Genomic DNA, 15,061 nt, shown 5'->3' on the forward strand with positions numbered 1-15,061 from the left:
CGAGATCCACTGTGACCGGTCGAGACCGCGCCGCTTTATCGGCGCTTTATGCACCGTGATGGAAGGGACTGCACCTGATGCAGCCAGTGGCAGCGAGAAAGCTGCTGGGAGGCTTGAGGCGAGGGCGTCTCGCCGTAGCCGCCGTGATCGCCCTGGTCGCGACGCTGCTCGTCAGCGGCGTCGTGACGGCGGCGCACGCCGACCCGGACCCGGCGACAGCGGGTCATGGACGCCCGAGCCCGACGCCGACCGGTTCCCCCACCCCACCCACCCTCAGCCCCGCCGGCGGTTCGTACGTCGAGGGTACGGTCAAGGTCGCGGCGGTCCCGGCCGCGGCCGGTGACAGCGTCATCGAGCTGGCTGTCGACGGCACCGCTCTGAACGCCACCCGTACGGTGGGCGTGTCGAGGCTCCGTTTCGACGTCGGCTCGAACTCGACGGAGGCGCGATACCACAACTACGTGCTCGTCAACGGCGTCTACCGGAGCGACATCGGCGACCTCGTGAGCGAGCGGGCGACCATCGAGATCCCGAACGAACACCTCGTCAAGGGCGAGAACACCATCGAGATCTTCGCCGGCACGATCCAGAGCTCGTGCGGCACCAACTACGACGACTTCGTCCTGTCCGATGTGGGCCTCGAACTGCTCGGTGAGGTCGCGGACGGGGAGGACAACCCCTACACACTGTCCTTCGGCGACGGCAACTGCGGCTCGAACACCGCGCTGCTCAAGCAGGCGACGCTCAAGTTCTTCGTCAAGGGCGACCCGCAGGGCACCACGGGTCTCGCCGCGGACGTGGACACCACGACGCTGGCCAACGGCGAGCACGCCATCACCGCCAAGGCCGCGTCCGGGGCCACGGTCAAGCACGCCGTGACCGTGAACAACGCCCCGGCCGGGGCGCCCCGGCTGCTGCCCACGGACGGCACGCTGGTGGCACGCACCACGCCGATCCACGCGACCGTGCCGGCCGCCGGTGCGGGCGGTGTCTCGTCCCTCACCGTCGACGGCGCGGAACCCGCGACGAAGGCCACCCTGGGCAACGGCGCGGCGATGTTCAGCTTCGAGGTGGGCGCGGACTCGATCGACGACAAGTACGACGACTTCCTGCTCGTCAACGGCAAGCGCATCGACCTGGGCGGCACCTGGGCCGGCCGGCGCGTCACCGTCGCCGTTCCCGCCCGGTTCCTGGTGCCCGGCGACAACACGGTCAAGGTCGTGACCGGCGACTGGAAGGCGTCCTGCGGCGCCGACCGCGACGACTTCACCATCGCGAACCTCGGCCTCGCCCTCGACGGCGCCACCGTGACGGGCCACGACGTCAAGCCGTCCTACGACCTGGGCGACGGCACCTGCGGCAGCAGCCAGACCGCCCTCCGCGAGGTCGAACTGCGCTACACGATCGACGCGCCGGCGGTGCACGTCGTCCGGACGCTCGGCTCGGGTGACGCGACTCTCAGCTTCACCGTCGGCACCAACTCGATCGAGGCGCGTTACCAGAACTACCTGCTCGTGAACGGGCGAAAGGTCGTGCTCGACGGCGACTTCGTGAGCCGGCGGGTCGACTTCACCTTTCCGAACGAGTACCTCGTGCCCGGCTGGAACACGATCGACTTCGTGACCGGCACCTATCCCACGTCATGTGGCGACAACCGCGACGACTTCGCGATCTCGAACATCGCCCTCACCCCGGTGCGGGGCACGGCGGCCGGTCAGATGCTCAAGAGCTCCTACAGCATGGGCGACGGCAACTGCGGCGACAACGTGAACCTGCTGACCGAGATCGACCTCCAGTTCCTCGTGGACGCCCCCGCCGGCGGCCTGAGCGCGGATCTCGACACCACCGCGATCAAGGACGGCAAGCACACCGTCGCCGCGACCTCGACCACGGGCGAGACCGCCACCCGTACGCTGATCACCGACAACTCGGCGCCCAAGGTCGCCACGAGCGTCCCCGCCGCGGGCGAGAAGATCACCGCCTCCGTCGTGCTGGACGTCAAGCTGGAGGACGCCTCCGGTGTGGTGTCCGGGCCGGACGTCACGCTCGACGGGCAGCCGATCGCGCTGGGCGCCCAGGTGGGCCCCGGACTGCGGCCCGGTTCGCACACCCTCGCCGTGACCGCCGCGGACTCGCTCGGCAACACCGCTACCCGGGAGGTCTCGTTCGAGTCCGCCGGCATCCCGGACGCCCCCGCCGAGCTCACCCCGGCGTCCGGAGCCGTCGACGTGTCGGGCTCCGTCACGCTCTCGGCGAAGGTCGCCGAGCCCGGCGGCGGCGAGGTCGAGGCGACGTTCTCCGAAGCCGACATTCTGACGCCGAACCAGGCGTTCCAGGGCGTGGCCGAGACCGTCCCCACGACCCTGGAGGTGCCCGGCGAGAAGAAGGTCAAGGCCGCCGGGCTGGAGCCCGCCGACGACGCGACGCTCGACGCGCCCGCCGGCCGGGACGTCACCTACCAGCGATACGACATCCAGGTGAAGGGCCATGCGGACGCCCCGGTCCTGCGCTGGGAGGGTGCCATCGACCCCGAGCGCCTGGTGTCGCTGCGGGCGTGGAACACCAAGACCCGGGCGTGGGATCTGCTGACGAGCTCCCGCGGCGCCGCCGAGGGCCAGACCGCGCTCACCGCCGTCGTCGGCGACCAGTACGTCGACGGGCAGCAGGTCCACGTGATGGTGACGGGCGAGGACCCGTTCGCCGACGACATCGACCCCGGTGACCCGAACGGCTTCGCCGACCCCTCCACGTACGACTTCTCGATCGTCCACTTCACCGACACGCAGTACCTCTCCGAGGGCGCGGTGGAGCAGGAGACCGCCGAAGAGCGCGCGGTGTGGGAGTCCGCGTACGCCGGGATCGTCAACTGGATCAAGGACAACAAGGACCAGCGCAAGATCTCGTACGTCGCGCACACCGGAGACCTCATCGAGAACAACATCCGCAAGCCCGCGGACGAGGCCACGCAGCGGCAGGTCGTCGGCGAGTTCGAGGTGTCGTCCAAGCAGCAGCGCGTCCTGGACGAGGCGAAGATCCCGAACGGCGTGATCGCGGGCAACCACGACAACCAGTCGGGCACCGAGGACGGGCCGCAGGCGATCTACAACACGTACTACGGCCCCGGCCGCTACCAGACGGCGGCGCAGGGCTGGCAGCACGCCGAGTACGGCGGGCCGTGGAAGGAGGGCGACAACCAGAACCACTACGACCTGTTCTCCGCCGGCGGGCTGGACTTCGTCGTGGTCGGCCTGTCGTACGGCGTCACGCGGGAGGAGGCCGAGTGGGCCGACTCCGTCTTCAAGCGGTTCCCCGACCGCAACGGCATCCTGCTCTCGCACGACTACCTCGTGCCGAGCACCAGCCCCGACGGGCGCGGCGCGGGATTCTCGGCGCCGGACGGCTCGATGCTCTACAAGACGGTGGTCGAGAAGAACCCGAACGTCTTCCTCATCCTCGCCGGGCACGAGCACGGCGTGGCCACGAACGTGAAGCCGAAGGTCGGCCAGGTCGGCCAGGGCGTCGTCGAACTGCTGGCGGACTACCAGTTCTACACGGTCTCGGCCGACCGCCTCGGGCTCACCCAGGTGGGCGGATACAACCCTGACGACCAGCTCCAGTTCGGCGCGAGCTTCTTCCGTCTGCTGCAGTTCAACGTCAAGCGGGCCGAGCTGACGGTGGACACCTACTCCCCGCTGCTGAACGACTTCGGCGCGGGCGAGTTCGACCCGCTGCGCCGTTACGACGGCCGCGAGGACAACATGGTGCTGCCGGTCGATCTCACCACCCGTACGACGAGCTTCACGACCGACTCGCTGGCGATCTACAAGCCCACCCGGGTCGTCGGCACGAGCACGGTCCCGTCGGGTCAGGTGGCCTCGGTGACCTGGAAGCGTCTCAAGAGCGACACGGCCTACGCCTGGTTCGTCACCGCACGCTCCACCGGCGGCGGCGTGACCGCCTCCGAGCCGAGCGTCTTCGTCACGAAGGACGAGCACGGCCGCCCCGGTAAGTGGGGACCGGACTCGCCCCTCTACCGCTGGTTCCCGCGCAGGTAACCCTCATCGCCGCCCCGGACCCCGCGTCGCCGCGGAGCGTCCGGGGCGGCCCTTACCTTCGAAACCCGGCCCTTCGAAATCCGGCCCTCGAAACCCGGCCCCTTGAAACCTGGAGCACGAGACATGTCTCGCAGGCTGTCCGCCGCCGTCCTCGCTCTCACCTTCGCCCTCGGCGGGCTGATGGCGTTCTGCGCTCCGGCGGCGGCGCACAACGCGACCACCAAGGCGCACGCCACGGTGACCGGAACGGGCGCGGACGTCAGAGTCGTGCTCGACCTGGAGTACGACCTCCTCATGAAGTCGGCCTGGCTGTACGCCGAGGCGTACGACGCGAAGGAGCGGACCGAGCAACTCCGCCAGCTCAAGAAGAACCAGGCCGCCGTCGTCGACTACGTCACGCGCCGCTTCGCCGTGGCGTACGGCGACACGCCCTGCACGCCCATGCCGGTGGGTGACGCGGGCGTGCGCGACCGCGACAACGTGGCCTACGCGGTGCTGACCCTCGACTACCACTGCGCGGGCGACGGCAGGGGAGGACACGCGATCTCAAGTGCGCTCTTCCCCGACGCCGAGAGCTTCGTGCACAGCACGGAGACGATCGTCGGCTACACGCTCGACGGCACGACGGGCTCCGCGGTCCTGACCGCCGGGAACCCGACGCTGCGGGTCGGCGGGCACCGGGCCTCGCACCAGATCGGGGAGTTCTTCCTGCTCGGCGCCGAGCACCTGCTGTCCGGCCTCGACCACATCTTCTTCCTGCTCGCCCTGCTCATCGGCGCCCGCCGCCTGCGCGACGTCGTCGTCACGGCCTCCGCCTTCACGGCCGCACACAGCATCACGTTCCTCCTGGCGGCGCTGGGGATCGTGGACGTCCCCGCGGGGATCGTCGAGCCGGTCATCGCGGTGTCGATCATCGTCGTGGCCGTCGCGAACCTCCTGGGCCGCGACGAGGACAAACTGGGCAGGTGGCGGCTGCCGATCGTCTTCGCCTTCGGCCTGGTGCACGGGCTCGGCTTCGCGAGCGCGCTGGACATCGACGAGAAGGGATCGTGGGAGCTGCTCCTGTCGCTCCTGAGTTTCAACGCCGGCATCGAGGCGACCCAACTGCTGATCATCGTGGTGCTCTTCCCGCTGCTGGTGCTCCTGCGCCGTACGTCCGCGGTGCGCTGGGTGACCGCCGCCATGTCGGTCCCCATCGTGGCGGTCGGCCTCTACTGGTGCGTCGATCGGATCACCTTCTCCCTGTGATCGGGCCTCGTCGGTGCTGGTGACGATCGACGTGTAGCGCGGCTTTCTCTCCGGCGCCGTACGCCGGCGAGCGGAGCCCGGATCCGCATCCCCGGCAGCGCCCTGGCGGCCCTGACCTCGTTCCCGTAGCCGTACGTCCGGCCGGGCGGCGAACGGGCGATCGGCTTCGTGACGGGCCCGCACCGTGGTCGAATCGTTCTTCCATCTCCTTCCGCTGAGGAGCCGAAGACCATGAACGATCGATCCCTCCAGGAGACCAGGGAGTTCTTCGCCGCCAAGGCGGCCACCTGGGAGGAGAAGTATCCCGACGACGGCCCGGCCTTCGCCGCCGCGATCGCCGAGATGGCCCTGCCGGCCGGGGGGCTGGTCCTCGACGCCGGATGCGGCACCGGCCGTGCGTTCCCCCTGCTGCGGGACGCCGTCGGGGCCGCCGGACAGGTGGTGGGCGTGGACGTCACCCCGGAGATGCTCCGGTCGGCCCGCGAGCGGGGACGGGGTGAGTTCGGCCGGCTGCTGATCGCCGACGTCGGGCGGCTACCGCTCCGTGACGAGGTGGCCGACGGCGTGCTGGCCTCCGGGCTGATCTCCCACGTTCTCCGGCCGGCGGCCGTGCTGTCCGAGCTGGCCCGGGTGACCCGCCCCGGCGGGAGGCTGGCGCTGTTCCACCCCGTGGGCCGTGCGGTGCTCGCGGCCCGGCGCGGCCGCAGCCTGACCCCCGACGACATCCGGGCCGAGCACAACCTCCGTCCCCTGCTGGACACCGCCGGCTGGACCCTGCTCGACTACCACGACACCGAGGAGCGCTATCTGGCGCTGGCTCGCAGATGAGATACGAATGCGATAAATGACAGAGCTTCTGCGATCGAATAGAAGTCTCAAGGTCAGCAAATGCGGCGTAAGGTGGTGCCCGTGACGACGTTCCGGATCAGTGAAGCGGCCGCTGTGCTCGGCGTCAGCGCCGACACCGTACGGCGTCTCGTCGACGGGGGCAGGCTCGCCGCGCACCGCGACGAGAACGGCCACCGCCTGATCGCCGGCACCGACCTCGCCGCGTTCGCCCGGGCGCAGACCGAGGCGGACGAGCGCACCGGAGTCTCCTCGGCGCGCAACCGCTTACGCGGGATCGTGACCGAGGTGATCAGGGACGCGGTGATGGCCCAGGTGGAGATCGCCGCCGGGCCGTTCCGTGTGGTCTCGCTGATGAGCCGCCAGGCGGCCGACGAGCTCGGCCTGGAGCCGGGGGTGATGGCCGTGGCAGTCGTCAAGTCCACGAACGTCGTCGTCGAGATCCCCGGCCACGCGCGCGTCGCCGATCAGTAGAAGGAGCTGTGGTGCTCAGACGTCTCTGCCTGGCCGCCGTCCTCGCCTCGGCGTTGAGCCTGGCGGCATGCGGCTCCGCCCCCGCCCCTGCCTCCGGCGCCGGGGATTCGAAGGCGCTCACGGTGTTCGCCGCGGCGTCCCTGACCGAGACGTTCACCGAGCTGGGCAGGCGGTTCGAGAGCACCCACTCCGGCACGAAGGTCACCTTCAACTTCGGCTCCAGCGCGACGCTGGCCCAGCAGATCACGCAAGGCGCCCCCGCGGACGTCTTCGCCGCCGCGAGCCCGGCCACGATGAAGACGGTCACCGACGCCGGGCTGGCCGCAGCGCCCACCGTGTTCGCCAAGAACACGCTCCAGATCGCCGTCCCCGAGGACAACCCGGCCAAGGTCGGGTCGCTCAAGGACCTGACCGACCCGAAGGTCAAGGTCGCCCTGTGCGCCGAGCAGGTGCCCTGCGGCGCGGCGGCGGCCAAGGCGCTGGACGCCGCCGGCCTCAAGGTCACCCCCGTGACCCTGGAGCAGGACGTCAAGGCGACGCTCACCAAGGTGCGGCTCGGCGAGGTCGATGCGGCGCTCGTCTACCGCAGCGACGTGATCGCCGCCGCGGGGAAGGTCAAGGGCATCGACTTCCCCGAAGCCGGCCAGGCGGTCAACGACTATCCGATCGCGGCGCTGACCAAGGCGCCCGCGCCCGATCTGGCCGGGCAGTTCGTCGATCTCGTGCTGTCGCGGGAGGGCAGGGACGTGCTGACCAAGGCCGGTTTCCAGGCGCCGTGAGCGGCCACGTACGAGTGCGGGGCCCGCGGGCGCGCATGCCGTGGCCGCTGCTGGTGCCCGCGCTCGCGGGGCTGGCCTTCCTCGTCCTCCCGCTGGCCGGGCTGCTGGCCCGCGCCCCCTGGGCGACCCTGCCGGAGCGGCTGGCCGAGCCGCGGGTGCTAGAGGCCCTGCGGCTCTCCCTGGTGACCGCGACCGTCGCGACCGCGGTCTGCCTGCTGCTCGGCGTGCCGCTCGCCTGGCTGCTGGCCCGTACGACCCTGCCGGGGAGGCGGCTGCTGCGCGCGCTGGTCACCGTGCCGCTCGTGCTGCCGCCGGTCGTCGGCGGCGTCGCACTGCTGCTGGTGCTCGGCCGCCGCGGGCTCGCCGGGCAGTGGCTGTACGACGCCTTCGGCGTCTCCCTGCCCTTCACCACCGCCGGAGTCGTCGTCGCGGAGGCGTTCGTCGCCATGCCGTTCCTCGTCATCGCCGTGGAGGGGGCGCTGCGCGCGGCCGACCAGCGCTACGAGGAGGCCGCCGCGACCCTGGGGGCCTCCCGCTGGACGGTCTTCCGCCGGGTCACCCTGCCCATGGTCGCCCCCGGCGTGCTGGCCGGCGCCGTCCTGTGCTGGGCCCGCGCGCTGGGCGAGTTCGGCGCGACCATCACCTTCGCCGGAAACTTCCCAGGCCGCACGCAGACCATGCCGCTGGCCGTCTACCTGGCGCTGGAGACCGATCCGGACGCCGCCATCGTGCTCAGCCTGGTGCTGCTCGCGGTCTCGGTGATCGTGCTGGCCGGGCTGCGCGACCGCTGGGCGGGCGCCGCATGACCATGCGGGCCCACCTGGTCGTCGAACGTCCCGCCTTCCGCCTGGACGTCGAGATCGGCGCGGCGGCCGGTGAGGTGGTGGCGCTGCTCGGTCCCAACGGCGCGGGCAAGACGACCGCGCTGCGCGGCCTCGCCGGGCTCACCCCCTTGAGCGGCGGGCGCGTCGAACTGGACGGCGCCGAGGTGCACCGCCTGCCGCCGGAACGGCGGAGGATCGGGGTGGTCTTCCAGGACTACCTGCTGTTCCCGCACCTGTCCGCCCTCGACAACGTCGCCTTCGGCCCCCGCTGCCAGGGGCTCGGCAAGGCGGCGGCCCGCCGGGTCGCCGCCGGGCTGCTCGACCGCGTCGGCCTCGCCGATCACGCCCACGTCCGCCCCGGGCGGCTGTCCGGCGGCCAGGCGCAGCGCGTCGCCCTCGCCCGCGCGCTGGCCGTACGGCCCCGTCTGTTGCTGCTGGACGAGCCGCTGGCCGCCCTCGACGCCCACACCCGGCTGGAGATCCGCGCCGAGCTGCGTCGCCACCTGGCCGATTTCGACGGCGCGACCATCCTGGTCACCCACGACGCGCTCGACGCGATGGTCCTGGCCCACCGGCTCGTGGTGATCGAGAACGGCGCCGTCGTGCAGACCGGCACCCCGAGCGAGATCGCCCGCCATCCGCGTACGGACTACGTCGCCCGCCTCGTCGGCCTCAACCTCTATCGGGGGGAGGCCGACGGGAACCACGTCGTCGTGGGCGACGTGCGCTTCAGCAGCGCCGAACGCCTGACGGGGCCCGCCTTCGTCGCCTTCCCGCCGTCCGCCGTGGCCCTCTACCGCACCCGCCCCGACGGGAGCCCCCGCAACCTGTGGCGGGCCGTCATCGACGGCATCGAACGACACGGCGACAACGTCCGCGTGCACCTCCACGGGCCGATCCCGCTGCTCGCCGACGTCACCCCGGCGGCCGCCGCCGACCTCGACCTCACCCCGGGCCAGGACGTCTGGGCCGCCGTCAAGGCCACAGAGACGCACGCCTACCCGGCCTGAGCCGGCTCCGCCCTTGCCTTGACGCCTGCGTCAAGGTTCTAGCGTGATCGCGAACACCGGCCCGAGGAGCCCCATGAAATTCGCGATCGCCTACTCCACCGCCGACGGGCTCGACCCCGACAGACTGGTGGCCTATGCCCGCCATGCCGAGGCATGTGGCTTCGAGGGGCTGTACCTGCCGGAACACATCGTGTTGTATCCCGGCGCCGCGATCGGCCCCTACGAGATCCCGCCGACGCTGCCCTACCCCGACCCGCTCGACTGCCTGGGCTTCGTCGCGGCGGCCACGCGACGCCTCCTGCTCGGCACGGCCGTGCTGCTGCTGCCGTACCACCACCCGGTGGTCCTGGCCAAGCGCCTGGCGACCATCGACGTGCTGTCCGGTGGGCGGATGCGGCTGCTGACGGTGGGGCTGGGCACCCTGCCCGGCGAGGCCGAGGCGGCGGGGGTCGACTTCCGCACCCGCGGACGCCGTGCCGACGAGGCCATCGACGTGCTGCGGCTGCTGTGGGAGGGGGACGAGAAAGGCGTCGGCTTCCACGGCGAGTTCTTCGGCTTCGACGACGCGTGCAGCTATCCCAAGCCCCATGGCGTCACCCACCTGCCGATCCATGTGGGCGGGTCGAGCCGGGCCGCCGCGCGCCGCGCCGGGCGGCGCGGCGACGGCTACTTCCCGGGTGGCGCGCTCACCCCGGAGGAACGCGCCGTCCAGTGGCAGCTGGCCCGGACCGAGGCCGCCGCGGCCGGTCGCGATCCCGATGCGCTGGAGTACACCCGCTGGGGGTCGATCGACATGTCCCCCGAACGCGTCGAGGCCTACGCCGCCCAGGGCGTGACCCGCATCGTGGTCAGCCCCTCTTCCACCGAACCGGAGCGGCAGCAGGACGAGATGTCCGCGTTCGCCCAGCGGTTCGCCCTTCCGCGTACGGACTGACCGCTCGGCGCGGGGCGATGCGGGGCAGCGTGATCCGGTTCGCGGTCACATGTGCGGAGAACGGTACATTGCGCGCATGTCCTCTACTCTGCGGCCGGACGACCGCCTCGCGTCCGTGTTCCGGTTCGCCACCGAGTTGGTCGCCTGGGTCGCGACACCGTGGGCCATCGCCTCGCGATCCGTGCCGCTTGCCGTGCTGTCGGTCGTGGTGCTGATCGGGCTGCCGACGCTGCTGTCCACGCCGGGGGACAAGCGGAACGTGATCGTCGCGGTGCCCGGGCCGGTGACCATCGCGCTGGTCCTCGTGCAGCTCGCGGCGGCGGTGGCGGCGGCGTGGGTCGCCTGGCCCGCGTTCGCCGCCGTGCCGGTGACCGTGCTGGCCGCGATCACCGTGGTGCTCGAACTGCCCCGCTGGCGGTGGCTCGCCGTGCGGTGAGCCGAGGAAGAGGGGAGTGGCCGTTCAGGCGTGCGCGCGGTCGCCTGTGTGAGGAACGGTGTTTCCCGTGAAGGGGCGTCCGAAGCCTCACCTCATCGTGGTCAGCTCGTCGGCGATGAGGCGGGCCATGACGGTGTAGCCGGCGTCGTTGGGATGCAGGTGGTCGCCGCTGTCGTAGGCGGGGTTGAGCAGGTCGGCGTCGCCCGGTGCGGCCATGGCGCGGTCGAGGTCGACGACGGCGTCGTACTCGCGGCTGGTGCGGATCCACTGGTTGACGGCGTCGCTGACGGCGGCGGCGTGCTCGCCCCAGTGGTCGGAGCGCTTGAAGGGCAGCAGGGTCGCCCCGACCACCTTGACGCCCTTGGCATGCGCGAGCCGGATGAGCCGGCGGTATCCGCCGATCAGCTCGTCGGCCGAGACCACGGGCGCGGGCTTGTACGTGGGCGTGTCGGACTCGCTGAACCCGATGTCGTTGACGCCCTGCAGCACGACCACCGTGCCGACACCGGGCTGGTCGAGCACGTCGCGGCGGAAGCGGGCCGCCGAGCCGTCGCCATACCAGGCCGAGTCGTGCAGCAGCAGGTTGCCGCCGATGCCGGCGTTCAGGACGGGCCGGGCCCGGCCCCGGGCGGCGAGCTGCTCGGCCAGTTCGTCGGGGTAGCGGCCGTCGGCGTCGGTGGTCGAGCCGAACCCGTCGGTGATGGAGTCGCCGAAGGCCACGACCGCGTCCTTCCCCTGGTCGTTCCCGCCGGTGACGTCGACGCCGGACAGGTAGTACCAGGAGTGGGTCACCTGGGTGAAGGCGTCCGCCGTGGTGTCGGTGCGGTGGTCGCCCTGCGCCCGGTAACTGCCGGCGTACGCCTGTGCGTGGAAAGTCGCCGGTCCTGTGGTGCCGGCGAAGTAGAGCGTGACGGCCACGGACTGGAACGGCTGCACGCGGAGCCGCACCGGATCGCTGGCGAGGGAGCCGCGGGCCGGGATGTCGGCCGCCTCGGCGCCCGCGAAGGTCAGCCGCCGCATGGACTCCGGCCGCACCGAGGCTCCCCGACCGGCGTAGGCCAGGGTGGCTCCGGTCAGGCGGACGGCGGAGGGGCCGTAGTCGTTCGACAAGCGGACGCGGAGCGACGAGCCGCCGGTGGTGAGCCTGACCACCTGGCGCACGCTCTGGCCGCTGAAGCCTTCCTCCGACCAGTTCGGTTCGAAACCGGTGCTGGGCCGCTGCGGCGCGGCCATCCACGCGGCCTGCCAGCCTGCCGGCCGTTCGGCGCGGGCCTGGGCAGGCACGGCGGCGGCCGCAGGCGCGCCGAGGGTGATCATGAGTGCCGCGAGCGCGGTGCCGGTCTTGGCTGCGAAGGGGTTCACGACGATCTCCTGTCTATGGAACTCGAGTTTGCGCGGACGGCGGCGTTCACAACTGGCGCAGGGCTCCTCCGTCGATGACCCACTCGGCGCCGGTGACCTGCGCCGCGAGGGGTGACAGCAGGTAGGCGATCACCCCGGCCACCTCCTCCGGGGTACCGATGCGCCCTGTCGGCAGTCGCCGTTCGGCGCGTACGAAGTGGTCGACGGCCTCCGCCGGCGACATGCCGAAGCGCTGGGCCAGTTGGTCGGCGAAGCCGCCCGGAGCGTCGAAGAGCGCGGTGCGTGTGGGCCCCGGGGAGACGACGTTGGAGCGTATCCGGGCCGGGCCCAGAGCGCCTGCCAGGGATTTCGACACCGACAGCAGCGCCGCCTTGGACGCGGCGTAGTCCGCGATCGAGACGTCGGGCAGGCGGGCCGCCTCACTGGCGACGTGGACGATGGCGCCTCCCCCCGGGTTCTTCTCCAGGATCGGCAGCACGGCCCTGGTCATCCGGACCGCCGCGTGCAGGTTGAGCTCGAACGTGGCGTGCCATTGGTCGTCGTCGATGGCGGCGAAGGACTCGCGGGAGGTCAGGGAGGCGGCGTTGTTGACCAAGCCGTCCAGCCCGCCGTACCGGTCGGTGATCTGCGCGATCGCATGCGCGGGGGTGGCCGGGTCGGTGAGGTCGGCGCGAATGAGCAGCGTGCCGGGCGGAAGCGCGGGGAGGGCGGAGCCGCCGCGCGCCAGCGCCGCGACGTGCGCCCCCTCGGCGGCGAGCAACCGCGCGGTCGCGAGGCCGATGCCGCTGGTCGCACCGGTCACGAGAATCACTTTGCCGGTGAGCTGAAGGTCCATGATGTGCTCCGTGAGGGGGGAGGGATCGGTCAGGCGTGCGCGCGGTCGCGTCGTGTGCGCAGGAACACCGCGGCGAGGAGGACGCCGAGCAGGACGAGGACGGCGTTGACGGCGATGGCGGTGGTGACGCCGTGCAGGATCGGGCCGGCGGACACGACGCCCCCGGCCGTGGCGGTGGCGATCGCGGACATGATCGGGGTTCCCATGGTGATGCCGACCTGCTGGGACATCGACGCCAGGCCGGTGGCCAGGCCCTGCTCGTGGTCGGGGAGCCCGGTGGTGGCGGTGACCATGAAGCCGACGATGACGAGCATGTTGCCGACGCCGCCCAGGAAGGTGGCGGGCAGCAGCAGCCCCATCGAGGCCGGCGTGTCGCCCAGGAAGACCAGGACGGCGGTGAAGACGGCCTGGAGCAGCCCGCCGCCGATCAGGACGGCCGTTGTGGAGGCGCGGGCGATCGCCTTGGGGGCGAGCATGCCGCCGGTCACGGTCCCGGCTCCCAGGACGCCGAAGGAGAGCCCGGCGGCGAGGGCCGAGAAGCCGAGGGTCTTCTGCATGTACAGGGTGAGCAGGTACACCAGGGACGTCTCGGTGACGAAGGCGAGCAGTCCGAGCACGTTGCCCCAGGCCACGGTGCGCTTGCGCAGCACGCGCACCGGGACCAGGGGCTGGGCCGTCCTGCGCTCGACGAGATAGAAGACGACCAGCAGGACCGCCCCGGCCAGCAGGCCCGTCAGGGCGAGGGGGTCGCTCCAGCCGTGTTCGCCGGCGCGAGTCAGGCCGTAGACGACGCCGAGCAGCCCCAGGGTGACCGACAGCGCGCCGGGCAGATCGACCTTGGGGCGGGCGGCGGGGCGCGACTCGGCGATGACGGCGGGGGCGACGAGGAGCACGGCCAGGGCGACGGGGACGTTGATGAAGAAGGCCCAGCGCCAGGACAGCAGGTCGGTGAGCACGCCGCCGAGGACGGCGCCGGCGGTGAACCCGGCGGACATGAGCGCGCCGTTGAGGCCCAGGGCCTTCTGGCGCAGGGGGCCTTCGGGGAAGGACGTGGTGAGCAGGGCGAGCCCGGCCGGGGTGGCGGCGGCGGTGGCGAGCCCCTGGGCGACGCGGGCGATGATGAGGATCGTGGGGGTCGGGGCGAGCCCGCCGGCGAGCGAGGCCACGCCCAGGAGCGCGAGGCTGCCGAGGAAGATGCGCTTGCGGCCGATCAGGTCGCCGATGCGGCCGAAGAAGAGAGTGAAGCCGGCCGCGCACAGAGCGAAGGCGGTGGCGACCCACTGCAGATCGGCCAGGGAGAACCCGAGGTCGTCGCCGATCGCGGGCAGCGCCACGTTCAGGATCGAGAAGTCGACGGCCAGCATGAACTGGGCGACCAGCAGCACCGCGAGGACGACCTTCAGGCGACCGGTCAGACGCCGCGGCGGCGCCTCGTGGACGGCGGCCGCGGGCAGGGATTTCGTGGTGGACATAGCAGGGACGTCCCTTCGGGCATGGAGACACTGCATCGACTTAACGGGTCTGTCGTCCCGTTAGACTGAGGACGACAGTAGCACCGCATGCCGCCTTAAGGGAACTGTGGTCCCGATAGTGTGCCTTTGGGAAGGATCCGCCATGGCAGCCACTCCACCGCCCGGTGCCGTCCGCCCGGGTGGACGCACCGCCCGCGTCCGCGAGGCCGTCCTCGAAGCCGCCGCCGACACGCTGGCCGAGAAGGGCTTCGAAGGGCTCGACCTCGGCGAGATCGCCCGTATCGCGGGAGTCGGGAAGACCACCCTCTACCGTCGCTGGGGCACGCCCGGCGCGCTCGCCGCCGACCTCCTCCAGGACATGGCCGAACGATCCCTGCCCCGGTCGCGCAACGGCGACATCGACCAGGATCTGCGCGACAACGCCCGCCTGGTCCTCAAAACTCTGACCGATCCCCGGCAGGGGCGGCTGTTCAAGGCGCTGATCGCCGCCTCACTCTGCAACGACCAGGCGGCGCAGGCGTTGCGCCGCTTCTACGCCGTACGCATCGACGAATGGGCCGGCTGCGTCACCGACGCCGTCGAACGAGGAGACCTACCGCCTGCCACCGACCCACGCCGGGTGATCGCCGCCGTCTCCGCACCCCTGTACTACGCCCTGCTCAACACCGGGGAGCCTCTGGACGAGGCCGCGGCGGATCGCGCCGCGGCGGCGGCGCTGGCCGCCGCCCGCGCCGGAGCCCTCACCTGACGCCCGCCCGTGACGGACGACGGCCACCCTTGGCGCCG

At 71.6% G+C, this 15,061-nt stretch carries 13 protein-coding genes; 10 read left to right on the plus strand and 3 right to left on the minus strand.

All coding sequences use genetic code 11. From position 1 onward, the window contains the following. Window positions 1–113: 113 nt before the first annotated feature. The 9 genes from ABZ860_RS01810 (at window position 114) to ABZ860_RS01850 (ending at window position 10,606) form a co-directional block, all read left to right on the plus strand. Window positions 114–4,055, plus strand: coding sequence for a metallophosphoesterase (locus ABZ860_RS01810; protein WP_357213634.1), 3,942 nt, complete (start codon window positions 114–116; stop codon window positions 4,053–4,055). A 123-nt stretch (window positions 4,056–4,178) separates the two neighbouring features. Then, the gene (locus ABZ860_RS01815) at window positions 4,179–5,303 is read left to right on the plus strand and encodes a HupE/UreJ family protein (protein ID WP_357213637.1); all 1,125 of its coding nucleotides are present in this window, start codon (window positions 4,179–4,181) and stop codon (window positions 5,301–5,303) included. Between the two features lie 231 nt (window positions 5,304–5,534). Beyond that, entirely contained in the window at window positions 5,535–6,131 is a 597-nt protein-coding gene (locus ABZ860_RS01820) for a class I SAM-dependent methyltransferase (protein WP_357213640.1), read from the plus strand. An 81-nt stretch (window positions 6,132–6,212) separates the two neighbouring features. After that, window positions 6,213–6,623, plus strand: a complete 411-nt coding sequence (locus ABZ860_RS01825) for a helix-turn-helix transcriptional regulator (RefSeq protein ID WP_357213643.1) — start codon at window positions 6,213–6,215, stop codon at window positions 6,621–6,623. Between the two features lie 11 nt (window positions 6,624–6,634). Further along, window positions 6,635–7,402, plus strand: coding sequence for a molybdate ABC transporter substrate-binding protein (modA, locus tag ABZ860_RS01830; protein ID WP_357213646.1), 768 nt, complete (start codon window positions 6,635–6,637; stop codon window positions 7,400–7,402). A 35-nt stretch (window positions 7,403–7,437) separates the two neighbouring features. Further along, a complete protein-coding gene (gene modB, locus ABZ860_RS01835; RefSeq protein WP_357214714.1) occupies window positions 7,438–8,208 on the plus strand; it encodes a molybdate ABC transporter permease subunit in 771 nt (256 codons plus the stop codon). Beyond that, a complete protein-coding gene (locus ABZ860_RS01840; RefSeq protein WP_357213648.1) occupies window positions 8,205–9,236 on the plus strand; it encodes an ABC transporter ATP-binding protein in 1,032 nt (343 codons plus the stop codon). Before modB ends, ABZ860_RS01840 begins: the two co-directional genes overlap by 4 nt. Window positions 9,237–9,309: 73 nt before the next feature. Beyond that, window positions 9,310–10,170: a TIGR03619 family F420-dependent LLM class oxidoreductase gene (locus tag ABZ860_RS01845; RefSeq protein ID WP_357213651.1), complete on the plus strand. Its 861-nt coding sequence runs from the start codon at window positions 9,310–9,312 to the stop codon at window positions 10,168–10,170. Window positions 10,171–10,246: 76 nt separating this feature from the next. Next, complete coding sequence (locus tag ABZ860_RS01850) at window positions 10,247–10,606, plus strand: hypothetical protein (RefSeq protein ID WP_357213654.1); 360 nt, start codon at window positions 10,247–10,249, stop codon at window positions 10,604–10,606. 87 nt (window positions 10,607–10,693) lie between these two features. Here ABZ860_RS01850 and ABZ860_RS01855 read toward each other — a convergent pair whose 3' ends face one another. The 3 genes from ABZ860_RS01855 to ABZ860_RS01865 are packed head-to-tail and all read right to left on the minus strand — an operon-like array spanning window position 10,694 to window position 14,275. After that, window positions 10,694–11,968 carry an SGNH/GDSL hydrolase family protein gene (locus ABZ860_RS01855; protein WP_357213656.1) on the minus strand — a complete coding sequence of 425 codons (1,275 nt, stop codon included), beginning with the start codon at window positions 11,966–11,968 and terminating at the stop codon, window positions 10,694–10,696. Window positions 11,969–12,014: 46 nt separating this feature from the next. Next, the gene (locus ABZ860_RS01860; protein WP_357213658.1) at window positions 12,015–12,803 is read right to left on the minus strand and encodes an SDR family oxidoreductase; all 789 of its coding nucleotides are present in this window, start codon (window positions 12,801–12,803) and stop codon (window positions 12,015–12,017) included. 29 nt (window positions 12,804–12,832) lie between these two features. Continuing rightward, entirely contained in the window at window positions 12,833–14,275 is a 1,443-nt protein-coding gene (locus ABZ860_RS01865; protein ID WP_357213660.1) for an MFS transporter, read from the minus strand. 142 nt (window positions 14,276–14,417) lie between these two features. Between ABZ860_RS01865 and ABZ860_RS01870 the strand changes: the two genes are divergently transcribed. Beyond that, window positions 14,418–15,023, plus strand: a complete 606-nt coding sequence (locus ABZ860_RS01870) for a TetR/AcrR family transcriptional regulator (RefSeq protein WP_357213663.1) — start codon at window positions 14,418–14,420, stop codon at window positions 15,021–15,023. Window positions 15,024–15,061: the final 38 nt, after the last annotated feature.

This window comes from Microbispora sp. NPDC046973, assembly GCF_040644495.1.
GTDB lineage: Bacteria > Actinomycetota > Actinomycetes > Streptosporangiales > Streptosporangiaceae > Microbispora.